The 23844-nt window shown below is 63.5% G+C and carries 23 protein-coding genes; 18 read left to right on the plus strand and 5 right to left on the minus strand.

What is annotated here, in order from left to right:
* Nucleotides 1-42 precede the first annotated feature (42 nt).
* The 3 genes from AC1RUK_RS19750 (at nt 43) to AC1RUK_RS19760 (ending at nt 4150) form a co-directional block, all read left to right on the plus strand.
* Nucleotides 43-1017: an ABC transporter substrate-binding protein gene (locus AC1RUK_RS19750; RefSeq protein WP_481839322.1), complete on the plus strand. Its 975-nt coding sequence runs from the start codon at nt 43-45 to the stop codon at nt 1015-1017.
* Nucleotides 1018-1094: 77 nt separating this feature from the next.
* Entirely contained in the window at nt 1095-2174 is a 1080-nt protein-coding gene (locus tag AC1RUK_RS19755) for a quaternary amine ABC transporter ATP-binding protein (protein WP_481839321.1), read from the plus strand.
* Nucleotides 2171-4150 (plus strand): ABC transporter permease, encoded by a 1980-nt coding sequence (locus AC1RUK_RS19760; protein ID WP_481839320.1) that lies wholly within the window; start codon nt 2171-2173, stop codon nt 4148-4150. Before AC1RUK_RS19755 ends, AC1RUK_RS19760 begins: the two co-directional genes overlap by 4 nt.
* A gap of 14 nt (nt 4151-4164) precedes the next feature.
* On the opposite strand, the gene AC1RUK_RS19765 is transcribed toward AC1RUK_RS19760, so the two are convergent.
* Nucleotides 4165-5523 (minus strand): trimethylamine monooxygenase, encoded by a 1359-nt coding sequence (locus AC1RUK_RS19765; protein ID WP_481839319.1) that lies wholly within the window; start codon nt 5521-5523, stop codon nt 4165-4167.
* A gap of 262 nt (nt 5524-5785) precedes the next feature.
* Between AC1RUK_RS19765 and AC1RUK_RS19770 the strand changes: the two genes are divergently transcribed.
* Nucleotides 5786-6511 (plus strand): helix-turn-helix domain-containing protein, encoded by a 726-nt coding sequence (locus tag AC1RUK_RS19770; RefSeq protein WP_481839318.1) that lies wholly within the window; start codon nt 5786-5788, stop codon nt 6509-6511.
* 162 nt (nt 6512-6673) lie between these two features.
* Here the strand turns inward: AC1RUK_RS19770 and AC1RUK_RS19775 are convergent, their stop codons facing one another.
* The 4 genes from AC1RUK_RS19775 to AC1RUK_RS19790 all read right to left on the minus strand — a co-directional run bounded on the left by AC1RUK_RS19775 (nt 6674) and on the right by AC1RUK_RS19790 (nt 10560).
* Nucleotides 6674-7714: a heme-dependent oxidative N-demethylase family protein gene (locus AC1RUK_RS19775; protein WP_481839317.1), complete on the minus strand. Its 1041-nt coding sequence runs from the start codon at nt 7712-7714 to the stop codon at nt 6674-6676.
* Nucleotides 7715-7827: 113 nt separating this feature from the next.
* The gene (locus AC1RUK_RS19780) at nt 7828-8793 is read right to left on the minus strand and encodes a PDR/VanB family oxidoreductase (RefSeq protein WP_481839316.1); all 966 of its coding nucleotides are present in this window, start codon (nt 8791-8793) and stop codon (nt 7828-7830) included.
* Complete coding sequence (locus AC1RUK_RS19785) at nt 8790-9386, minus strand: dimethylamine monooxygenase subunit DmmA family protein (RefSeq protein ID WP_481839315.1); 597 nt, start codon at nt 9384-9386, stop codon at nt 8790-8792. Before AC1RUK_RS19785 ends, AC1RUK_RS19780 begins: the two co-directional genes overlap by 4 nt.
* A 40-nt stretch (nt 9387-9426) precedes the next feature.
* Complete coding sequence (locus AC1RUK_RS19790; protein ID WP_404279561.1) at nt 9427-10560, minus strand: aminomethyl transferase family protein; 1134 nt, start codon at nt 10558-10560, stop codon at nt 9427-9429.
* Nucleotides 10561-10843: 283 nt separating this feature from the next.
* Between AC1RUK_RS19790 and AC1RUK_RS19795 the strand changes: the two genes are divergently transcribed.
* From AC1RUK_RS19795 to AC1RUK_RS19860, 14 genes are all read left to right on the plus strand, one after another.
* Nucleotides 10844-11131: a hypothetical protein gene (locus tag AC1RUK_RS19795; RefSeq protein WP_006204491.1), complete on the plus strand. Its 288-nt coding sequence runs from the start codon at nt 10844-10846 to the stop codon at nt 11129-11131.
* Between the two features lie 12 nt (nt 11132-11143).
* Nucleotides 11144-11521, plus strand: coding sequence for a hypothetical protein (locus AC1RUK_RS19800; RefSeq protein WP_481839314.1), 378 nt, complete (start codon nt 11144-11146; stop codon nt 11519-11521).
* Between the two features lie 15 nt (nt 11522-11536).
* Nucleotides 11537-11698, plus strand: coding sequence for a hypothetical protein (locus tag AC1RUK_RS19805; protein ID WP_095088222.1), 162 nt, complete (start codon nt 11537-11539; stop codon nt 11696-11698).
* Nucleotides 11699-11712: 14 nt separating this feature from the next.
* Nucleotides 11713-13107 carry an APC family permease gene (locus AC1RUK_RS19810; protein ID WP_481839313.1) on the plus strand — a complete coding sequence of 465 codons (1395 nt, stop codon included), beginning with the start codon at nt 11713-11715 and terminating at the stop codon, nt 13105-13107.
* Between the two features lie 60 nt (nt 13108-13167).
* Entirely contained in the window at nt 13168-13848 is a 681-nt protein-coding gene (locus AC1RUK_RS19815) for a hypothetical protein (protein WP_481839312.1), read from the plus strand.
* Entirely contained in the window at nt 13845-14174 is a 330-nt protein-coding gene (locus tag AC1RUK_RS19820; protein ID WP_436171426.1) for a hypothetical protein, read from the plus strand. Before AC1RUK_RS19815 ends, AC1RUK_RS19820 begins: the two co-directional genes overlap by 4 nt.
* Before the next feature lie 84 nt (nt 14175-14258).
* Nucleotides 14259-15155, plus strand: coding sequence for a class II glutamine amidotransferase (locus tag AC1RUK_RS19825; RefSeq protein WP_481839311.1), 897 nt, complete (start codon nt 14259-14261; stop codon nt 15153-15155).
* Between the two features lie 4 nt (nt 15156-15159).
* Complete coding sequence (locus AC1RUK_RS19830; RefSeq protein ID WP_481839310.1) at nt 15160-15891, plus strand: protein GlxC; 732 nt, start codon at nt 15160-15162, stop codon at nt 15889-15891.
* A gap of 6 nt (nt 15892-15897) precedes the next feature.
* Complete coding sequence (locus AC1RUK_RS19835; protein ID WP_065518184.1) at nt 15898-17226, plus strand: FMN-binding glutamate synthase family protein; 1329 nt, start codon at nt 15898-15900, stop codon at nt 17224-17226.
* A 35-nt stretch (nt 17227-17261) separates the two neighbouring features.
* Complete coding sequence (gene glnT / locus AC1RUK_RS19840) at nt 17262-18569, plus strand: type III glutamate--ammonia ligase (protein WP_481839309.1); 1308 nt, start codon at nt 17262-17264, stop codon at nt 18567-18569.
* A 36-nt stretch (nt 18570-18605) separates the two neighbouring features.
* Entirely contained in the window at nt 18606-19859 is a 1254-nt protein-coding gene (locus AC1RUK_RS19845; protein ID WP_481839308.1) for a sarcosine oxidase subunit beta family protein, read from the plus strand.
* Nucleotides 19860-19875: 16 nt separating this feature from the next.
* Entirely contained in the window at nt 19876-20151 is a 276-nt protein-coding gene (locus tag AC1RUK_RS19850) for a sarcosine oxidase subunit delta (RefSeq protein WP_481839307.1), read from the plus strand.
* Entirely contained in the window at nt 20151-23135 is a 2985-nt protein-coding gene (locus AC1RUK_RS19855) for a sarcosine oxidase subunit alpha (RefSeq protein ID WP_481839306.1), read from the plus strand. Before AC1RUK_RS19850 ends, AC1RUK_RS19855 begins: the two co-directional genes overlap by 1 nt.
* Nucleotides 23128-23754, plus strand: a complete 627-nt coding sequence (locus tag AC1RUK_RS19860) for a sarcosine oxidase subunit gamma (RefSeq protein WP_481839305.1) — start codon at nt 23128-23130, stop codon at nt 23752-23754. The genes AC1RUK_RS19855 and AC1RUK_RS19860 overlap by 8 nt, the downstream gene beginning before the upstream one ends.
* Nucleotides 23755-23844: the final 90 nt, after the last annotated feature.

Below are 23844 nucleotides of genomic sequence, written 5' to 3' on the forward strand. Positions count from 1 at the left end.
GAACGAGCGATAATTTCCACACGGCTTGACAGGAGAACGAGCATGTTACTTCGCAGCGTGATTTCGAAATTCTCAATGGGAGCACTTGCGCTTGCCGCGGCAAGCGCGCTGACACCACCGGCACAAGCGGCCGCGCCTGAATCCAACGACCCGATCAAGATCGCGCTGTTCGACTGGACCAGCGTCAATTTGAACGCCAAGATCCTTGGCGGCATCCTCGAAAAACTCGGCTACACGGTGGAATATCCGACCGCCGACTACCTCTCCAGCCTGACCACCGGCCTGACCAATGGCGACCTCGATGTCGGCCTGGAATTCTGGGACACGACGGCCGGCGAAGCCATGAAGGCGTCCGACGCCACCGGGCAGACCGAACGTCTCGGCGCGCTCGGCCCCAAGGCCAAGGAAGAGTGGTGGTTCCCCGAATATATGAAGGAGAAATGCCCCGGCCTGCCGAACTGGGAAGCGCTGAAGGATCCAAAGTGCGCCGAAGCCTTCTCGACGGCCGAGACGGCACTGAAGGGGCGCTATGTCGGCGGCCCGGTGACCTGGGAAGGCTTTGACGACGAACGCGTCGAGGCGCTGAAGCTGCCCTTCACCGTCATCCATGCCGGCACCGACGCGGCGATGTTCGCCGAGCTGGACTCGGCCTATCAGCGCAAGGCGCCGATCATGCTGTGGATCTATTCGCCGCATTGGGCGCCGGCCAAATACAAGGGCGAATGGGTGCAATTCCCCGAACATACGCCGGAGTGCTACAGCGACCCGAAATGGGGCTCGAACCCCGACGCCAAATATGACTGCGGCAAGCCGCATGGCGAGATCTGGAAGTATTCCTGGGCCGGCATGAAGGACAAATGGCCGGTCGCCTACAAGGTGGCGAAGGCCTACACGATCGACACCAACGAGCTCAACAAGATGAGCGGCGACATCGATCTGAACGGCAAGACCCCGGAAGAGGTCGCTGCCGCCTGGATCGCCGCCCACGAAGCCGACTGGAAAGCCTGGGCGCAGTGATCGTTCCGACTGGAAAAGTGAGACCCGGCTGTTGATCGGCCGGGCCTCGATCTTTGATACTCCAGAAGGTCGATCGAATGACGGAAGCGACTGAACAGGCGTTGAAGACAGCGGGCAAGGATGCCCGTCCGATAAAACTTGCCTGCCGCAATGTCTGGAAGCTGTTCGGGGCGAACGCGGCCGATTTCATCCGTCAGCGCGACGGCAAGGCGAGCCCTGCGGACATTGCCGCGGCCGGACTGGTCGGCGCGGTGCGCGCCGTCGACCTCGAAATCCGCCAGGGCGAGATCTTCATTATCATGGGGCTTTCGGGGTCGGGCAAGTCGACGCTGGTGCGCTGCATGTCGAGGCTGGTCGAGCCAACCCATGGCAAGGTGGAATTCGAAGGCAAGGACCTGCTCAAGATTTCCGATGCGGCGCTGATCGAGCTCAGGCGCCATCGCATGGGCATGGTGTTCCAGAATTTCGCGCTGCTGCCGCATCTCAATGTGCTCGACAACATCGCCTTCCCGCTGAGCATCCAGGGGCAGGACCGGGCGACGCGCGAGAAACGGGCGCGGGAGGTCATCGAGCTTGTCGGCTTGCGCGGCCGTGAGCATTTCTATCCACGCGAGCTTTCCGGCGGCCAGCAGCAGCGTGTCGGCATCGCCCGCAGCCTGGCGACCAAGCCAGAAATCTGGTTCCTCGACGAGCCGTTCTCGGCGCTCGACCCGCTGATCCGGCGTGAGATGCAGGACGAGCTGATGCGGCTGCAGACCATGCTGCACAAGACCATCGTCTTCATCACCCATGATTTCGACGAGGCGATCAGGCTGGCCGACCGCATCGCCATCATGAAAGACGGCGAGGTCATCCAGATCGGCACGCCGGAAGAGCTGGTGGTTAATCCGGCGACCGACTATGTCGCCGAATTCACCCGCGACGTCGACCGCGCCAAGGTGATCTCGGCGCGAAGCCTGATGCGCGCCTGCGACGGCTCGGAGCACGGCGGCATGGTGGCGCCGGATGCCAAGATCTCAAGCTTTTCGGCCAGCATCGTTTCCGCCGGCAAGCCGTTCGCGGTGGTCAACGGCAGCGGCAAGCCGATCGGCGAAGTGACGCCGCAAGCGGTGATCGACCTTCTGGCCGGCATCGAGCACAAGAGCGCCGGCGCATGACGGTGACGGCCAGCGCCAGCGCAGCGAGGCCGCCGGTTCAGCGGTGGCTGGCGATCTGGGCGCTCGCGCTTGCCGCCGTGCTCACCGTGTTCCTGCTGCAGGACAGCGTGCCCTGGGCCGTCAACTATCCGACCGAAGCAGTGGTCCCGGTCGCCGACTGGGTCAGCGCGCTGATGCGCTGGATAAAATCGAACTTCTCGTGGCTGACGCGCTCGATCACCGCCGTGCTCGGCGTGCCGCTCGATTTCGCGCTCAATCTTTTGGCCAAGAATTTCAAGATCGGCCACGGCGCCGACGCCTATGTTCTGCCGCGCTTGTCCTGGGTCGGAGTCTGCGCGGCCGCCCTCCTCGCAGGGCACGCCGCCGGCGGCTGGAAGCTTGGCGTGCTGGTCGGCGGTTGCTTTGCCTACATCGCGCTGTTCGGCCAATGGACAAGCGCCATGCTGACGCTCGGGCTGATCTCGATCGCGGTGCCGTTCTGCATCGTCACCGGGTTGTTCGTCGGCATCTGGGCCTGGCGCAAGCCTTGGGCCGAGCAGCTCATCATCTCCCCCGCCCTCGACCTGATGCAGACGATCCCGACCTTCGCCTATTTGATCCCGATGCTGCTTCTGTTCGGCAACAGCCCGGTTTCGGCGATGATCGCCACCGCAATCTTCGCTACGCCGCCGATGGTGCGGGCAACGATGCTGGGGCTGGCGCGGGTGCCGTCGGAGATCGACGATTTCAGCGAGATGGCCGGCTGCACAGCCAGGCAGAAGCTATGGCGCGTGCTGCTGCCCTCGGCACGGCCGACGCTGATGGTCGGCGTCAACCAGGTGATCATGCTGGCGCTCAACATGGTGATTATCGCCTCGATGATCGGCGCCGGCGGCCTCGGCTACGACGTGCTCCTGGCATTGCGTGCGCTGAAGGTCGGCGAGGCGATGGAAGCGGGCCTTGCCATCGTCGCTTTAGCCATCGCGCTCGACCGGCTGAGCCAAGCCATCGCCCACAACCATGCGCAGGGCCAGACGTATCAGGCGGCGAGCCCGGTCCTCTGGCGCCGCTACCCCAATCTGACGCTGGCGGTTCTCATCCTTGCTGCCACCACGTTGCTCAGCCTGTTTGTCCCGGCATTCGTCGCGGTGCCGAAGGCGATCACTTTCACCACCGCGCCGCTGTGGAAGGCAGCGGTGAGTTGGGTGACGATCAACTTCTTCGACACGATCGAGGCGTTTCGCGTGGCACTGATCCTCAATGTGCTGAACCCGGTGCGCGCCTTCTGCGAAGGCTTTCCGTGGCTGGGCGCCGTGTTCCTGCTTGGCCTCGCCGGCTATCAGCTCTCCGGCCTGCGGCTCGCCTTCCTGGTCGCCGCGCTGACTGCCTTTTGCGCGATCACGGGGCTGTGGGAAAAGACCATGGCGACGGTCTATCTCTGCGGCATCTCTGCCTTCATCTCGTGCCTGATCGGCATTCCGATCGGGCTCGCGGCCTCACGCAGCGACCGTTTCGAGAAGATCGTCACGCCGATCATCGACACGCTGCAGGTGCTGCCGTCCTTCTGTTTCATCATTCCGGTGGTGATGCTGTTCCGCGTCGGCGACGTCACCGCCATGATCGCCACCGTCGCCTTCGCCGTGGTGCCGGCGATCCGCTACACCAGCCACGGCATCCGCCAGGTGCCGCCGGCGCTGATCGAGGCGGCCAAGGTTTCCGGCTGCACGCCGCGCCAGACCTTCTTTCGCGTGCAATTGCCGCTGGCGCTGCCCGAGATCATGCTCGGGGTCAACCAGACGATCCTGATGGCGCTGGCGATGATCATCATCTGCGCCATGGTCGGCACGCGCGATCTCGGCCAGGAAGTGTTTATCGCACTGTCCAAAGCCGATTCCGGCCGCGGCATCGTCGCCGGGCTGGCCATCGCCTTCATCGGCATCGTCGCCGACCGGCTGTTCAGCGCCTGGACGGCGAAGGCACGGGCGAGGCTGGGATAGTTCAGGCGCGGCGGTTATTCCGCCGCCACGCCTTTCACTTCCAGATACGATTCCATGGAGTCGTCCAGCGCCTGCAGCCAGGGCGTATGGTGCAGCGGCGCCATGGTGCCGGTCATCAGCGAGCGGTAGGCGTGGTCGCGGAAGCTCATAATGTCCTCCCCCTTGTGGTGCTCCCACTCCATGAAGGTCTTGTTGACCGCCTCGACGTCGAAGCCGGGATAGTCGGTCTGGTCCATCAATTCCTTGGTGTAGTCGCCCTGGAACCAGATCATCTGCTCGGCGTCTTCCAGCGTTTCCTCGCGAGCGCGCCATTTCGCGCCATGCGCCGCCATCGCTTCGGCCGACGGCAGTTTGATGCGGCCCATGATCACGTCGCGGGCGAACCAGGCCTGCGCGTCGAACATGTTGAAGGTGTAGAACTGGTCCTGCATGCCGATATAGGACAGCTTCGGGTTCTTCTCCCAGACGACGCCTTCGTAGATGCCGTCCGGCCACATGCGGTTGGCGGTCTTGAGCTTGAGATCGTCGGTGAGGAAGGGGAAAGAATGCAGGTAGCCGGTGCACAGGATGATGGCATCGACGTCCTTGGTGGTGCCGTCCTTGAAGTGGGCCGTCTTGCCGACGACCTTCTGCAGCAGCGGCACTTCCTTCCAGTTCTCCGGCCATTTGAAACCCATCGGCTTCGAGCGGTAGCTGGAGGTGATGGATTTGGCACCGTATTTGTAGCATTGCGAACCGATGTCCTCGGCCGAATAGGAACGGCCTATGATCAATATATCCTTGCCCTTGAACTCCATCGCGTCGCGGAAATCGTGGCTGTGCAGGATGCGCCCGTTGAAGGTGGAGAAGCCTTCGAAATAGGGAACGTTGGGGACGGAGAAGTGCCCTGAGGCGACGACGACATTGTCGAACTCTTCCGAGTAGGTGATGTCGTTGGTGCGGTCATGCGCGGTGACGGTGAATTTTTTCGTCTCGTCCGAGAAGGTGACCATGCGCACCGGGCTGTTGAAGCGCACCCATTGGCGCAGGCCTGACTTTTCGACGCGGCCCTTGATGTAGTCCCACAAAACGGCGCGCGGCGGGTAGGAGCCGATCGGCCGGCCGAAATGCTCCTCGAATGTGTAGTCGGCGAATTCGAGGCATTCCTTCGGGCCATTCGACCAAAGGTAGCGATACATCGAGCCGTGCACCGGGTCGCCATGCTCGTCGAGGCCGGTGCGCCAGGTGTAGTTCCACAGGCCGCCCCAGTCGGACTGCTTTTCGAAGCAGACGACTTCCGGAATCTCGGCGCCCTTGTCGACAGCCGACTTGAAGGCCCTGAGCTGCGCCAGGCCGGACGGCCCGGCTCCGATGACGGCAACGCGACTTTTCATTGCGGACCTCCCGTTCCTGATTTCCCTAGCGAAACAAATTTCACTCACAGTGACACTAATTGGCCCTTCGTTGCTGTCAACAGGCCTTGTGTGGAAAGCGCGTTCCGCACAGGCAAGTTCCGGTGAAAAAGCCATCCGCGAGCGGCAGGCGGGGAAAGCACAATTCGGCCGTGGATGGCTTGCCGTGGTGGTTGCTCTTCTGTATCGGCAGCGAATATGTTCACCTTGGGTGAAATAAATCCGCGAAGCGCGAGGGGGCGACATGGCGAAAAAGAGTTCGGAGCCCAAGCCTGGTGTTGCCAAGCCTGGCGTCGCTGCGGCCAAGCCGCTGCCGAAGGCCGGCGACGGGCGCGCGATCCGCACGCCGCTGACCCAGAACCCGCATGCCATCCGCGACACGCGCGAAAAGGTGCTGGAAGTGGCGATCGGCCGCGAGGTGCGGGCGTTCCGCAAGAAGCTCGGCATCACCGTCGCCGATCTGGCGGTCGCCACCGACATTTCGCTGGGCATGCTGTCCAAGATCGAGAACGGCATCACCTCGCCTTCGCTGACGACGTTGCAGGCGCTGTCCAGGGCGCTCGGCGTTCCCGTCACCGCCTTCTTCCGCCGCTTCGAGGAGGAGCGCAGCGCCGTCTTCGTCAAGGCCGGTGAAGGCCTCGACGTCGAGCGCCGCGGCACGCGCGCCGGCCACCAGTACAATCTGCTCGGCCATATCGGCTCCAACACCAGCGGCGTCGTCGTCGAACCCTATCTGATCACGCTGACCGAGGATTCCGACGTGTTCCCGACCTTCCAGCACGAGGGCATGGAGTTCCTCTATATGCTGGAGGGCGAGGTCGTGTACCGGCATGGCAGCAATCTCTATCCGATGAAGCCCGGCGACAGCCTGTTCTTCGACGCCGACGCCCCGCACGGACCGGAGAAGCTGACACGGTTGCCGATGCGCTATTTGTCGATCATCTGTTATCCGCAGAGCAGCGCGGGTTGAGGCATCTTCCGAACGCTTGTGCCGCCCCTCATCCGCCTGCCGGCACCTTCTCCCCGTAAAGAACGGGGAGAAGGGAGAAGCTCCAACGCTGGCGCCCCCCTCTCCCCGTCCTTACGGGGAGAGGGTAAGGGTGAGGGGCAGCGCCAACTTAGCAGGAAAAACTCAGTCCGGCCCAAACCCCGGGCTCGTCGGGCTGCCGTCATCCAGCTTCGACAGCCATTCGACCAGCGTCGGGCGGTAGCGGGTCAGGCCCTTGTAGGTGGCGAGTTCTTCCGGCAGGTCGCGGATGACGCGGTGCAGGCGCCTCGCCCATTTCGGCTGCGTCACCAGCTCGTCCATCTTGATCAAATAGCAGCGGATCGGGAAGACGATGCCGTTCGAGCGCGGCAGCCGCCAGAAGCTCTGCAGTTCGACGCGCAGATGCACCTTGTCGCCGACATTCTCGGGCGTCACGGTGGTCCGGTCCGGACCCCATTTGTGATAATTTTCCGGGCTGGTGTCGAGGCGCGGATTGATGGTCATCGTCCAGTTCAGGCGCCGTGCCGGCTTGCCTTGCTGGATGTTGGTGAGGAACTTCAGCGCCCGGATGAAAATGCCCTTCTCATGCGCCAGCGGCACCGGCGCGTGCCATTCGAAGAAGTTCATGCCGATGTCGAAATCGAGCGACCAGTCGGCCTGGGTGGTTACCATGCCGGCATCCATCCACAGATTGCCGTCGCGCTGGTCGAGGATGCAGAAATCGCCCTGGCTCTGCCGGGTGATGTATTCCATCGGTCCATAGGGCAAAGTCGACGTGTCACCGAAGGTGAAGGTGTCGTCGATGCCGAGCGGCCGGTTGATCCAGCGCCAGCGGTCGCCGTCGCGGGTCAGCGTGAAATGCTCGGGATAGCCGAGCGCCTGCTGCTCCATCAGCAATTCGAGCAGGTCCCAGCCGGCCAGCGTCATGTGCGGCAGCGACTGGCAGCGCAGCGGGTCTTCGGCCAGCACCAGCGCGCGGTCCTGCATCTCGGCGACATAGTGCTCGTCGACGTCGATCAGGTTTTCGAGCACGCTTCCCGTCGGCCCGACGACATGCGGCTCGATGTTGACCGCATACATGTAGCTGTCTTCGTGGAACGGGAACGGAAAACGCCTGATGTGCTCCGGGCTGTTCTTGAAGGTGAAGTCGTCGCGGAAGGTTTCCTTGCGAAAGGTGATGCCCATGATTTCCTCCTAGAGCGGGATGCGTTCGGGTTTGAACGCGACATCCCGCTCTATCTCTTTGTTTTAGCCGCATTTCTGCGACGCCAAGTGTATCCGCTTGGCTGCAAAATGCTCTACCGCTCCAGCACCAGCGATTTGCCCTCGAAGCGCGACACGCACGGCATGATCTTGCAGCCGGAGCGGTGGTCTTCCTCGCTCAGCCAGTGGTCGTTGTGGATGAACTTGCCGTCATGGGAGACGACATTGGTCTCGCACTGGCCACAGACGCCGCCACGGCAGAGATAGGGCGGATCGACTCCGGCCGCCTCAATGGCTTCGAGCAGGCTCTGCTGCGAACCGACGCGAATGGTCTTGCCGGTGACGGCCAGCGTCACGTCGAACGGAGCGCCTGGCTGCGGGGCCGCGAAATGCTCGAAATGCACGGTTTCCGCAGGCCAGCCAAGTGCGGCCGCGCGGTCGCGCACCCAGTTGATCATGCCGGCCGGACCGCAGACATAGAGGTGCGTGCCAAGCGGCTGCGAGGACAGGAGCCGGTCGAGTTCGATGCGTTCGTCAAGGTCGTCGTGGTAGAGCCTGACCCTGCGGTCGTAGCGCTGCTGAAGCACATCGGCGTAAGTGCCGAGCGAGGCGGTGCGGCAGGTGTAGTGCAGCTCGAAATTGCCACCCGACCCCGCTAGCTGCGAGGTCTGCGCTATGAACGGCGTGATGCCGATGCCGCCGGCCAGCATCAGATGTTTCCTGGCGCGCAGATCGAGCGAGAACAGATTGACCGGATAGCTGATCACCATCTCCAGGCCGGGCTTGACGCTCCGGTGCATGAACAGCGAGCCGCCGCGGCCGACATCGTCGCGGCGCACCGAGATGGTGTATTCGCGCGTATCGAGCGGCGAGCCCATCAGCGAATAGGGATTGAGCCTGGTGCGCTCGCCGTCGCGCATCTCGACCACGACATGGGCGCCGCCGGAAAAGGTCGGCAGCAGCTCGCTGTCGCGCCGGCGGAAATGAAAACGGGTGACCAGTTCGTTGACCGGGACGACGCCGCTGACCACGACATCGAGTTTCGTTGTTCCTGTGCTCATCGAAAAATCTCCTCCATCGGAGGAATCTCGCTGCGGTCCTCGGCGTTGATGCAAACGCCCTGGAAAGCGGCGAGGCGCCTGGAATAGTGGTCGCGCACCAGAAGCAGCAGGCCGCAATGCGAACAGGTCGCCGGCTGTGTCGTCACATTCTCGGTGATGCCCTTGCAGTGCACGCATTGCATGCGCCGCACCAGCGAGCCGCGATGCTCTGTCTGCATCGAGGTGTGGTCGATGCCGGCCTCCAGCGCCACCTGCATGGCCTGGCCGATCAGGCCTTCGGTGCCGGAGAGATAGAGGCGCAGGCCCATATGCGCATTGGTCAGCGTCTGCTTCAGTCGCGGCAGCAGGCTGGCGAAGGACGGCGCCAGATGGAATTGCGCCGGCTTCAGCGCTTCGAGGGCGCCGACATGTTTGCCATCAGGGCCGGGAATGAAGACGATTTCCGCTCCGTCGAAAAACCCGGCCGGAGCGTTCTTGGCCATCCCCGTTATCGCGAGCGCGCCTTCCGCATCCGCCACGAAAAGATGGTGCTTGCCGGGCTGTGGAGACAGGGTTCCGTAAACCGGCCGGCTGATGATGCTTTTGGCTGCCATTCTGTCTTTATGCCTCGAACCCCTCGCTGTTGATCGTGCCTCAGCCTTTGGCGGTGCGCTTGGTCTTCTTGGGATCGTCGAAGGGCAGCGGCTGCGCTGTGGCCTTGATCGAGCCGCTCTTGTTGCGGATCTCGAGCTTGGTGTCCTTGACGGCGCAATCCACGTCGAGCCTGGCAATGCCCATCGATTTCTTGACCAGCGGAGAATACATGGCGCAGGTCACCACGCCAACCTTCTTGCCGTCGCGGTAGACCGGCGCGCCCTCGTCGGCCGGCTCCTTGCCATCCAGCAAAACGCCGTAGATCTTGAAGCGCTCCTTGCCCTTCAGGCGGTAGTGCTCCTCGGCACCGCGGAAGCCGGTCTTGCCGGGGCTGACGGTGAAGTCGAGGCCGAGTTCCCACAGCGTGTCGCCAGGGCCTTCATTGTCGAACGGGTATTTCTGCGAATTGTCGTAGGGATAGAACAGCAGGTAGCTTTCGACGCGCAGCATGTCGAGCGTGGTGAAGCGGCAGGGAATGATGCCGGCGCCCTTGCCCTCGTCGAGGATCCTGTCCCAGATCGTGCCGGCATCCTGGCCGCGGCAGAAGATCTCGTAGCCGCGTTCGCCGGTGTAGCCGGTGCGCGAGATCATCACCGGAAGGCCGAACAGCTGCGTCTGCATGTGGTGGAAATAATTGAGATCGCGAATGCCCGGCACGTGCTTGGCCAGGTAGTCGACGGCGGTTGGACCCTGCAGCGAGAGATCGTGCAGGTTATCGTCGAAGCGCAGCGACACGTCACGCCCAACGGAAGCGCGCTGCAGTTCCTCATGGCCGGTGCCAGAGCCGTGCACGACCATCCAGCTATTCGGACTGATGCGGTAGATGATGCAGTCGTCGGTGAATTTTCCCGCCTCGTTCAGCATGCAGGCATAGGCCGACTTGCCGGGATAGATCTTTTCGACATCGCGCGTCGTCGCCAGGTCGATCAGATGCGCGGCGTGCGGGCCGGTGATGTGGACCTTCTTCAGGCCGGAGACGTCCATCAGCCCGGCCTTGGTGCGGATGGCGACGTACTCCTCGTCGGCGTCCTTGTCGTAGGTCCAGGCGGTGCCCATGCCGCTCCAGTCCTCGAGCTTCGAGCCGAGCGCGCGATGGCGATCCGCCAAGGTCGAAAATCTCCAGGATGCCGTCATCCGCTCGTCCTCCATTCGAAAGTCATGATGTTCCCTGCTCCGTGCGTGGCGGCCGGAGCTTTGGCCGGATATTGACCGCAAACGCCGGAGCCCTGCAATACCCGCAAGCAAATAATTTCATTGTCAGGCAAATTTCGGGGCACCAAACAAGCGGTTAACCAAGCGTAAAACCGTCTTGACAATTCGGCAAATCGGACAGAACTTATGAAAAAAATTTCACTCTCTTGAAAGAGCGAAGAGCGCGGCCGATTCGGAAGCCGGCGTTGAAAAAGGGGAGAAACCGATGTCCGACCTGCAGCAGCGCATCGAAGCGCTGTATCGTTCCGACGTGCGTGGTTCCGTGCTTCTGATCGTCTGCCTGTGGGCGACGATCCTCTTCGTCCTCGTGATGACATGGCCATACATCCCCCACGGCGGGATCAAGCTCGTCGTCGCGGTCGCCGCCGCCGCGGTGCTGATCTTCAACACGGCTGCCATCCTGGCGATGGTCAACCATTACAAGGAAGACAAGGACTTCATCTACGGGCTCGATATCAAGAACGCCGACGCGTACCGCAACCGCAAGTCCTGAGGGGTAGAAGAGATGTCCCGTTATAGACCGCCGGAGCAAAGCAAGGCCGGACAGGTTTTCGATATCGCCGTGGTGGTGGTCGCCATCTTCGTGGCGCTATGGCTGCCGCTCAAGCTCGGCCTGGCCGGCGCGGCAAAATCCATCGACGCGCTCGACACCAAGACGTGGGAATCGCTGGGACAGAACCCGACGATGGCCTCGATCTGGGAAAAGCTCGGCTATACGCCGGAGACCGCGCACGACGTCATTCAGAACCACTTCCACTACATCATCGACTGGCCGACGCTGATCATCATGGCGGCCGTCCTGATCGGCTATTTCGTCTTCCTGTTCCGCGCATCCGACCGCGAGTACCGCGACGTCATCAACGAAAAGTTCGACGACAAGTAATTCGGGGACAAGATCATGTGGATGGCACTCTCCTATGCATGCTGGGGCATCTCGATCGTGCTTGCACTGTGGATGCTCTACGACTGGTTCAAGGTCGACACGACCTTCTCCGAAGAGGTGTTGACCTCATCGCGCGAAGGCGAACTCGAAGCCGTTTCCGAAAAGCACCGGATCTGAGTGAGGATTGAACAATGACGATGGCGCTTGAACCGGCAGTGCATGGCGACAGGGTCTCGCTGCTCAGGGTGCTCGGCCCGGCCCATGTCTGGGCGCTCGGTGTCGGCATCGTTCTGGTCGGCGAGTTCACTGGCTGGAATTTCTCGGCGGACAAGGGCGGTGCGCTGGCAGCGCTGATCGTCTGCTGGATCGTCGGGCTGCTCTACACCTCGGTCGCCATGATCGATTCCGAGGTGACGTCGACGGTGGCTGCCGCCGGCGGCCAGTATGCGCAGGCCAAACACATTGTCGGGCCGCTGATGGCCTTCAACGTCGCGCTGTTCCTGGTATTCGCCTATACGATGCTGGAAGTCTCGGACGCCATCCTGCTCGGCGACACGATCGTCGCCAAGGCGGGAGTCGAGGGGCTCACCCACAATTCCTTCATTGCCGCCACCATCGTGGTGCTGGCGTGGCTGAATTACCGCGGCGTGCTGATGACGCTGAACGTCAATTTCATCATCACGGCAGTCGCCTATATCTCGATCGTCATCCTGTTCTTCTCGGTCAGCCCGTGGACTCAAGGGGCGGTACTGAAGCTCAACGAGCTGGTTACGCCCGGCAATGCGCTGCCCTATGGCTGGATCGGCGTCATCGCCGCCTTCCAGTTCGGCATCTGGTACTATCTCGGCATCGAGGGCACGACACAGGCCGCAGAGGAAGTGCGTTCGCCGGCGCGCTCGCTGCCCTACGGCACGATGGCCGGCATGATCACGCTTTTGATCGCCGCCGCCATGACCTGGTATATCTGCGCCTCGATGATGCCGTGGGAATATCTCGGCATCACCTATTATCCGCTTTGGGACGCGGGCAAGCTGACCGGCAGCCCGCTGCTCGAAAACCTGCTGTTCATCGCGACGCTGCTGGCCGCACTTGCCTCGGCCAATGGCTGCATCAACGATGCGGCGCGCGCCTGGTTCTCGCTCGGCCGCGACCGCTACCTGCCGAGCTGGTTCTCGGCGGTGCACCCGAGATACCGCACGCCCTACCGCTCGATCCTGTTCCTGCTGCCGATCGCGCTGGCCTTCGCCTTCATCGCCGACCTCAACCAGGCGATCACCTTCTCGATCCTGTCGGGTGTGCTGCAATACACTTTCATGAGCATCAACATCATGATGTTCAGGAAGAAGTGGCCGCTCGGCTCGATCCGCCGCGGCTACACCCACCCCTTCCACCCGCTGCCGGCGATCGTGCTGTTCTGCCTGTGCGTGGTGACGTTCTTTGCGATCTTCCTCGGCTTCGGCTCGCAGCTGATCGCCATGGTCGCCTTCTACTTCCTGATCTCGCTTTGGTTCCACTTCTACCGCTACAAATTCGTGCGCCGCGGCGACCAGTTCACCATGCCGTGGCCGAAGCCGCAGGGCTATTGATCGAGACAGGACAGGCTGGCCCCAAGGCAGGGCGAGCCTTTGCATGACGGGAAATCTGAAGTGACGTCAGCATGGCTCGCCGGGGCGCTCGCCCTGGCTCTCGTTGCTCACATCGCCTGGCTTGCGCGCGCCAGCCGCAACAGGGCCTCGGCAGCACTTGCCGCCGAGACGGCCAGCATCCGCACAATCGTCACCGATGCCGTCGACGTCGCGGACGGCACAGTTGGAGTCGCCACCTGGGCCGGCTCGTGGAACGGCCGGCGGGTGCAAATCCGCACCATCGTCGACACGCTGGCGACACGGAAACTCCCGGCGCGCTGGCTCAGTATCTCGGTCACCGAACCGGTGGCGGTGCCCGGCACCTTCGACATGATGATGCGGCCGGGTTCGCCGACAACATTCTCCAATTTCGATCATCTCGACCATACGCTGCCGAAGACCGCCGAGTTTCCGGCCGAGGCGGTGCTGCGCACGGACCGTAAGGGCGTGCGTTTCCCGCAGGACATCATCGCCGGCCATCTCGAAATCTTCGCCGAGGGGCGCGCCAAGGAACTGCTGATCACGCCGAAGGGTGTGCGCATCGTCTGGCTACTGGCCGAGGCCGAGCGGGCACGCTACGGCGTGTTCCGGCAGGCCGAGTTCGGCGCGACCGGCATTGATCCTGATCTGATCGCCAGACTGCTATCATCTGCGTCGGCAATTCGGGACGCCATCAACCAGAGTGAACGGCAGGCCGCATGACCAGCTCGACCACCTCCCCTGCACCAACGAGCCCCTATCTCGTGCTCGGCGCGGCGGTCGTTTTGCCGGCAAGCGGTCATGTCATTTTGGGCGTGCCGGTGCGCGGCCTGCAGTTCCTGTTCTTCATGGTCATCCTGGCCTGGGTGACGACCAAGATTGCACCACCCGACGCCAGCTTCATCGGCCGCCATGCCGGCGGCTTCCTCATCTACGCGCTGTCGATCCTGGATGCCTACAAGTTGGCGCGCATCCGCTATGCGCAATGGCTTCACAGTGCCCGCCGTGACGGCGATGATGCGCAGAGCGGCATTGAGCCGCATACGTAACTAGAGGAAAATTTTTTTCATATGATTGAATTTCGAGAACTCATTCGGTACATCATGTTCTAGCTGCAAACGTCGGAGGCTGACATGTGCGGAATCGTCGGACTTTTCCTTAAGGACAAAGCGCTGGAGCCGAAGCTCGGCGCGATGCTGTCGGAGATGCTGATCTCGCTCAGCGACCGCGGTCCCGACAGCGCCGGCATCGCCATCTATGGCGCGCCGTCCGGCAACGAGGCCAAGATCACCATCCAGTCGGCCAAGCCCGAGCGCGACTTCCGCGGCCTCGACGCCGAAGTCGCCAAGGCCATCGGCGCGCCGGTGAGCATCGCGGTGAAATCGACGCACGCCGTCATCAGGACCACGCCCGCCAAGATCGACGAGGCGCGCGAGACCATCCAGGCGCTGCGCCCCGACATCCGCATCATGGGCGCCGGCGACGTGGTCGAGATCTACAAGGAAGTCGGCCTGCCGGAAGCTGTCGTCGAGCGTTTCGACGTGCGCTCGATGACCGGCACGCACGGCATCGGCCATACCCGCATGGCGACGGAATCGGCAGTGACGACGATGGGCGCGCATCCGTTCTCGACCGGCGCCGACCAGTGCCTGGTGCACAATGGCTCGCTGTCCAATCACAACAATGTCCGCCGCGAACTGATCCGCGACGGTATGAAATTCGAGACCGAGAACGACACCGAGGTGGCAGCCGCCTATCTCTCGTACAAGATGGCGCATGGCAAGAATCTCGGCGAAGCGCTGGAAGGCACGCTCTCCGACCTCGACGGCTTCTTCACCTTCGTCGTCGGCACCAAGAACGGCTTCGGCGTGGTGCGCGACCCGATCGCCTGCAAGCCCGCCGTGATGGCCGAGACCGACCAATATGTCGCCTTCGGCTCGGAATATCGTGCGCTCACCAAACTGCCCGGCATAGACAATGCGAGGGTCTGGGAACCGGAGCCCGCAACCGTCTATTTCTGGGAGCATTGAACTGATGCCCGCAATCAACGTGTCCAAGGCAACACGCGACCAAAGCCATGCGAGGGTGTTCGACCTCGCCGAACTGTCGCTGCGCGAACTCAACCAGGCGCTCCACCAGCTCGCCCCCGGCTCGAACGAGACGGCCTGGGAGGTGCTCAACCCGAAAGGCAGCCATTCGGTCGCGGTCGGCGTCGACCAGCCTGTCGCCATCGATGTGCGCGGCAGCGTCGGCTATTATTGCGGCGGCATGAATGCTGGCGGCGCCATCACCGTGCACGGCTCGGCCGGACCCGGCGTCGGCGAAAACATGATGTCGGGCTCGATCACCATCAAAGGTGACGCCAGCCAGTATGCCGGTGCCACCGGCCGCGGCGGGCTGCTGGTTATCGAAGGCAATGCCTCGTCGCGCTGCGGCATCTCGATGAAGGGCATCGACATCGTCGTGCACGGCAATATCGGCCATATGTCGGCCTTCATGGCGCAATCCGGCAACCTGGTGGTGCTGGGCGATGCCGGCGATGCGCTCGGCGATTCCATCTACGAGGCGCGGCTGTTCGTGCGCGGCAAGGTCGAGAGCCTTGGCGCCGATTGCATCGCCAAGGAGATGCGGCCCGAGCATCTGGAGATGCTGCAGGGCCTGCTCGACCGCGCCGGCGTGACTAACGTCAAGCCGTCGGAGTTCAAGCGCTACGGCTCGGCGCGCACGCTCTACAATTTCAATATCGACAACGCCGACGCGTATTGAGGCAAGATGACCTATCGCAACCCGCCGACGACACCGCGCAAATCCGCGACCTTCGACGACTACACGCTTTCTGAAATCCGCCGCGCCGCGGCGACCGGCATCTATGACATCCGCGGCGCCGGCGCCAAGCGCAAGCTGCCGCATTTCGACGACCTCCTGTTCCTCGGCGCGTCGATCTCGCGCTATCCGCTGGAAGGCTATCGCGAGCGCTGCGACACCAGCGTGGTGCTCGGTTCGCGCCATGCCAAGAAGCCGATCGAGCTGAAGATTCCGATCACCATTGCCGGCATGAGTTTTGGCTCGCTGTCCGGTCCGGCGAAGGAAGCGCTCGGCCGCGGTGCGACGTTGTCCGGCACCTCGACGACCACCGGCGACGGCGGCATGACCGAGGAAGAGCGCGGCCATTCGAAGCAACTGGTCTATCAATATCTGCCGTCACGCTATGGCATGAATCCGCGCGACCTGCGCCGCGCCGACGCGATTGAAGTCGTCGTCGGCCAGGGCGCCAAGCCCGGTGGCGGCGGCATGCTGCTGGGACAGAAGATCTCCGACCGCGTCGCTGAAATGCGCACGCTGCCGAAAGGCATCGACCAGCGCTCGGCCTCGCGCCATCCCGACTGGACCGGACCGGACGATCTCGAGATCAAGATCCTCGAGCTGCGCGAGATCACCGACTGGGAAAAGCCGATCTACGTCAAGGTTGGCGGCGCCCGCCCCTATTACGACACAGCGCTTGCGGTGAAGGCCGGCGCCGATGTCGTCGTGGTCGACGGCATGCAGGGCGGCACGGCAGCCACCCAGGAAGTGTTCATCGAGAATGTCGGCCAGCCGACACTTGCCTGCATCAGGCCGGCGGTGCAGGCGCTGCAGGATCTCGGCATGCACCGCAAGGTGCAGTTGATCGTCTCCGGCGGCATCCGCAACGGCGCCGACGTCGCCAAGGCGCTGGCGCTTGGCGTCGACGCTGTCTCGATCGGCACGGCGGCGCTAGTCGCGCTCGGCGACAACGATCCGCGCTGGGAGGCCGACTATAACGAGCTTGGCACCACAGCCGGCGCCTATGACGACTGGCACGAGGGACGCGACCCGGCCGGCATCACCACGCAGGACCCCGAACTGATGAAGCGGGTCGACCCGATCGCCGCCGGCCGGCGTCTGGCGAACTATCTGAAGGTGATGACGCTGGAGGCGCAGACGATTGCCCGCGCGTGCGGCAAGAACAGCCTGCACAATCTCGAGCCCGAGGATCTCGTCGCGCTCACCATCGAAGCCGCCGCCATGGCCGGCGTGCCGCTCGCCGGCACCAACTGGATACCGGGGAAGAACGGCTTCTAGACACCATCCAAAAATACCATAAGCGAGGAACTATAATGGGGAACGATCTCGCCGCATTCGCCAAGAAGCACGGCGTCAAATATTTCATGATTTCCTACACCGACCTGTTCGGTGGGCAGCGCGCCAAGCTGGTGCCGGCGCAAGCCATCGCCGACATGCAGAAGGATGGTGCGGGCTTCGCCGGCTTCGCCACCTGGCTCGACCTGACGCCGGCGCACCCCGACATGCTGGCGGTGCCGGATCCGGATTCGGTCATCCAGCTGCCGTGGAAACCGGAGGTGGCCTGGGTTGCCGCAAACTGCATCATGGACGACAAGGAGGTCGACCAGACGCCACGCAACACGCTGAGGCGGCTGATTGCGGAAGCGGCCGGCGACGGCATGCATGTCAAGACCGGCGTCGAGGCCGAGTTCTTCCTGATCTCGCCGGACGGCAGCGTGATCTCCGACCAGTACGACACCGCGTCGAAGCCTTGCTACGATCAGCAGGCGGTGATGCGCCGCTACGATGTGATCGCCGAGATCTGCGACCATATGCTGTCGCTCGGCTGGGGTCCCTACCAGAACGACCACGAGGACGCCAACGGCCAGTTCGAGATGAACTGGGCCTTCGACGACGCGCTGGCGACCGCCGACAAGCACTCCTTCTTCAAGTTCATGGTCAGGTCCGTGGCGGAAAAGCACGGGCTGCGCGCCACCTTCATGCCAAAACCCTTCCAGGGCCTGACCGGCAATGGCTGCCATGCCCATATTTCGGTATGGGACAAGGCCGGCAAAACCAATGTCTTCGCCGACAATGCGATGGAGCTCGGCCTGTCGGCCAAGGGCAAGAACTTCCTCGGCGGCATCATGAAGCACGCCTCGGCACTTGCCGCGATCACCAACCCGACGGTCAATTCCTACAAGCGCATCAACGCGCCGCGCACCATTTCGGGCGCGACCTGGGCGCCGAACACGGTGACCTGGACCGGCAACAACCGCACCCACATGGTGCGCGTGCCCGGCCCCGGCCGCTTCGAGTTGCGGCTGCCCGACGGTGCGGCCAACCCGTACCTGCTGCAGGCCGTCATCATCGCCGCCGGCCGCGACGGCATCCGCTCGAAGGCCGATCCCGGCAAGCGCTACGACATCGACATGTACCAGTTCGGCCACACGGTGAAGGGCGCGCCGAAGCTGCCGCTCAACCTGCTCGACGCGCTGCGCGAGTTCGACAAGGACAAATCGCTCAAGGCGGCGCTGGGTGAGGAATTCTCGTCGGCCTATCTAAAGCTGAAGCACCAGGAATGGAATTCCTATGCTTCGCACTTCACGCAGTGGGAGCGCGACCACACGCTGGACATTTAGCAGTCCCTGCGGTGCGAGCGGCCTTGGAATGACGCAATGAAATATTCGATCTTCTCGCTCGCCCGCGCCGCTCTTTCCGGCCACAAGAACTGGCAGCGCACCTGGCGCGACGCCAGCCCGAAGGATCGCTACGACGTGGTGATCATCGGCGGCGGCGGCCACGGCCTGGCCACCGCCTGGTTCCTCGCCAGCGAGTACGGGATCAGGAATGTCGCCGTGCTCGAAAAAGGCTGGATCGGTTCCGGCAATGCCGGCCGCAACACCACAATCATCCGCTCCAATTACGGCCTGCCCGGCAATACCGGCTTCTACGAATTGTCGATGAAGCTGTGGGAGCGGATGGAGCAGGACCTCAACTACAACACGATGGTCAGCCAGCGCGGCATCATCAACCTCTATCATTCCGACGCGCAGCGCGACGCCTATGCGCGGCGCGGCAACACGATGCGCATCAACGGCATCGATGCCGAGCTTCTCGACCTCGCCGCGGTCAAGAAGATGATGCCGTTCCTGAACTTCGACAATGCGCGCTTTCCCGTGCAAGGCGGGCTGCTGCAGCGGCGCGGCGGCACGGCGCGCCATGACGCCGTGGTCTGGGGCTACGCGCATGCCGCAAGCGCGCTCGGCGTCGACATCATCCAGAACTGCGAAGTCACAGGTTTCACGCGTGACGCCAATGGCAAGGTGACCGGTGTCGAGACCTCGCGCGGCAGGATCGGCGCCGGCAAGGTCGGCATGGCGGTGGCCGGCTCCTCCTCGCGCGTCGCAGCGATGGCCGGTCTGCGCCTGCCGATCGAAAGCCATGTGCTGCAGGCCTTCGTCTCCGAGGCGATCAAGCCGCTGCTGCCCGGCGTCATGACCTTCGGCGCCGGGCACTTTTATGTCAGCCAGTCCGACAAGGGCGGGCTGGTCTTCGGCGGCGACTTAGATGGCTACAATTCCTACGCCCAGCGCGGCAATCTGCCTGTGATGGAAGATGTCTGCGAGGGCGGCATGGCGCTGATGCCGATGATCGGCCGCGTGCGGCTCTTGCGCCAATGGGGCGGCATCATGGACATGTCGATGGACGGCTCGCCGATCATCGACAAGAGCCCGGTCGACGGGCTCTATATCAACGCCGGCTGGTGCTATGGCGGCTTCAAGGCGACGCCCGGCTCCGGCTTGGTCTTTGCCCATCTTCTGGCACGCGACACGCCGCACCAGGAGGCCGAAAAATTCCGCCTCGACCGCTTCCAGCGCGGCGCGATGATCGACGAAAAGGGCCAGGGCGCCCAACCGAACCTGCACTGAAGGCGGCTGAGAGAGCATGCGTATTGTCTGTCCCTTCTGCGGCGAACGCGAACTCGGCGAGTTCACCTATCTGGGCGACGCCAAGCCGGGCCGGCCCGTGGCGGATGCCGGCGAAGACGCCGCGTTCGACTACGTCTATCTGCGCGACAATGTTGCCGGCGTGATGAGCGAGCACTGGTATCATGGCGGCGGGTGCCGGGCCTGGCTGAACGTCACCCGCAACACAATCACGCATGAGATATCGGCGGTGGAGCCGGCGGCGGGTGCTGGCGCCGCCAAGGTTGGTGCGTGATGGTCGGCAGCCCGCAAACGAATCGGCTGAGCAACGGTGGACTGATCGACCGCTCGGCGCCGCTGAGCTTCCGTTTCGACGGCAAGACCTTCGTCGGCTTCCAGGGCGACACGCTGGCCTCGGCACTGATCGCCAACGGCGTCAAGCTGGTCGGCCGGTCGTTCAAATACCATCGGCCGCGCGGCATCCTCACCGCCGGCTCGGAAGAGCCCAATGGGCTGGTCGAGCTGCGCACGGGCGCAAGGCGTGAGCCGAACACCAAGGCGACCACGGCCGAGCTCTATGAGGGGCTCGAAGCCGCCAGCCAGAACCGCTGGCCGTCGCTGCGCCACGATTTCATGGCGGTCAACCAGCTGTTCGCGCCGATCTTCGTCGCCGGCTTCTACTACAAGACCTTCATGTGGCCGGCGAAGTTCTGGGAGGCGATCTACGAGCCGGCGATCCGCCGCGCCGCCGGTCTCGGCCGCGCCGCCGGCGTTGCCGACCCTGACCATTACGACAAGGCCTGGGCGCATTGCGATGTGCTGATCGTCGGCTCCGGCCCCGCCGGCCTCGCCGCAGCCCTTGCGGCTGGTCGCAGCGGCGCACGCGTCATCTTCTGCGAGGAGGACTTTGCGCTTGGCGGCCGTCTCTTGTCGGATGGCGGCACGATCGACGGTTTGCCGGCGGCCGAATGGATCTCGCAGACGCTTGCCGAACTTGGCTCGATGCCAGACGTCCGCATCATGACCCGCACGACGCTGTTCGGCGTCTATGACGGCGGCACCTATGGCGCGATCGAGCGGGTCAACGACCATGTGCCCTCACCGCCTGAGCATCAGGTGCGGCAGCGGCTGTGGCGGATCGTGGCCAAGCGTTGCGTCGTCGCGGCCGGAGCGATCGAACGGCCGATCGTGTTTGCCGGCAACGACACGCCCGGCGTGATGATGGCTTCCGCCATGCGAAGCTATGTCACGCGCTATGCGGCGACGCCGGGAAAGCGCATCGCGCTGTTCACCAACAATGAGGATGGCTGGCGCACTGTTGAGACGGCTCTCGGCGCCGGATTGCAGATTGCTGCTGTCGTCGATGCGCGACCGGATGTCTCGCCAACTCACCGCGCGCTGGCCTCCAAAAACGGCTTCACTGTGCTGCACGGCTCCGTCAGCGGCGTGGATGGCGGCAAGGATGGTGTCCGGAAGATCTCGGTGTCGCTGACCGGCGGCGCGCGTGCCGAGGTCGAGGCCGATGGGCTTGCCGTCTCCGGTGGCTGGAACCCTGCCGTCGGGCTGACGTCCTATCAACGCGGCCGGCCGAAATGGCAGGACGATATCGCTGCCTTCGTGCCGGACAGCGCCCCTCCGGGCATGGTTGCCGTTGGTGCCGCCAATGGCTCCTTCGGGCTCGGCGCCTGCCTTGGCCAAGGCTTTGCCGCCGGTGAGGCAGCGGCCGGTGATGCCGGGCACAGCGGGAACACAGGCACAGCGCCTGTCGCCAACGACGAAGCGTTCTCGCTGGCCCCGCTCTGGCACGTCGCCGGCAAGGGCAAGGCCTTTGTCGATTACCAGCACGATGTCACCGCTTCCGACGTCGAGCTGGCGCAGCGCGAAGGTTTCGAATCGGTCGAGCACCTGAAGCGTTACACCACGCTCGGCATGGCGACCGACCAGGGCAAGACCTCGAACATCGCCGGTCTCGCCATCATGGCTGCGGTGTCAGGCAAATCCATTCCCGAGACCGGCACGACGATCTACCGGCCGCCCTATGTTCCGGTCGCCATCGGCGCCTTCGCCGGCCATCATCGCGACGAGACTTTCCACGCGACGCGGCTGACGCCGTCGCATCACTGGGCGGCCGAACAGGGCGCTGTGTTCGTCGACACCGGCCTGTGGAAGCGGTCGCAATGGTATCCGCGCGCCGGCGAAAAGGACTGGCTGGAATCGGTGACCCGCGAAGTCAAGGCGGTGCGCGGCGGCGTCGGCTTTTGCGATGTCTCGACGCTCGGCAAGATCGACGTGCACGGTGCCGATGCCGGCACCTTCCTCGACCGCGTCTACATCAACACCTTCTCCAATCTCGCCGTCGGCAAGGCGCGCTACGGGCTGATGCTGCGCGAGGACGGTATCGTCTATGACGACGGCACCACCTCGCGGCTGGCCGAGGACCATTATTTCCTGACCACCACCACCGCCAAGGCCGGGCTGGTGATGCAGCATCTCGAATTCTGCCGCCAGGTGCTGTTTCCGGAACTCGACGTGCAGCTGACCTCGGTCTCCGACCAGTGGGCGCAATTCTCGATCGCCGGTCCGAAGACGCGTGATCTGCTCCGGGAAATCGTCGACCCGGCCGAGGACCTGTCCAACGAGAGCTTCCCGTTCATGGGTGTGCGCGAAGTGGCTCTGCGCGGTGGCATCAGGGCGCGGCTGTTCCGCATCTCCTTCTCTGGCGAGATGGCGTTCGAAATTTCGGTGCCGGCCCGCTATGGCGAGGCGCTGGTGCGCAACCTGATGATAGCGGGAAGACAATTCGGCGTGACACCTTATGGCACCGAGGCGCTCGGCGTCATGCGCGTCGAAAAGGGCCACGTCGCCGGACCGGAACTGAACGGCACGACGACCGCCACCGATCTCGGCCTCGGCAAGATGATGTCGACCAAGAAGGATTTCATCGGCCGTGTCATGGCTGGCCGCGAGGCGCTGATCGCGCCGGACCGGCAGGTCGTGGTCGGCATCAAGCCGACGGACAAGGCGCGCCGGCTGCGCTCGGGCGCGCATGTCATTCCGAAGGGCCAGACACCCGGCCCGGACAACGACCAGGGCTATGTCACCTCGGTCTGCTTCTCGCCGACGCTCGACCAGTGGATCGGGCTCGGTCTGGTCGAGCGCGGGCGCGAACGCATTGGCGAGATCGTCCATGCGCATGATCCGCTGCGTGGCGAGGACTACGAAGTCGAGCTCTGCAATCCCGTCTTCTATGATCCGGATGGAGGGCGCCAGCGTGGCTGAGTTTTCCTGGGAAGTCCGCAGCCCGCTTGAGCGTGCGCTCGTCGTAGGACCGTATGGCGTGCACGGCGACGCTGGCGTGTCGCTGACCGAAATCCGCAACTTCGACCTGATCCAGGGAATGGCGCGGCGCGGCAAGGTGGCTGACATGGCCGAGGCTGCGAAGGCCCGTTTTGGTGTCCCTGCCCCGGACACGCCCAAGGTGGTTGGCGCGGCGGACGCAACTCTCATCTGGTCGGGGCCTGACCAGTTCCTCGTGCTGTCGAGAAACGGCAAGCATGCGATGGGTCCTCTCGGTCAGGTCTTTGCGTCTTCGGCTTCACTGTCCGACCAGTCGCATGCACGCGTCCTGATCGGTGTGTCGGGCACCAAGGCGCGCGCCATGCTCGCCAAGTTGTCGTCGATCGATCTTCATCCCGATGCATTCCCGATCGGAACTGCTGCGGCAACTTCGATGGATCACACCAGCGTCACGCTCTGGCGTGGCGCCGACGGCCCGGATGGGCAGGCCGTGTTCAATGTCCTTGTGTTCGCGACCTTCGCCGAAAGCCTGTGGCACACGATGCTCGATGCGGCTGCGGAATACGGCGTCGCGATCAGGCATTCCGAGATGCTGGCGTAGCGCTGTGCGCGCCTCATTCCCTTCTCCCATTGTGTGGGAGAAGGGAGAGCCGCACCTGGGCGTTCCGCCTTGCCAAACTGGTAAGCACTG

The sequence above is a fragment of the Mesorhizobium monacense genome (genome assembly GCF_056781675.1).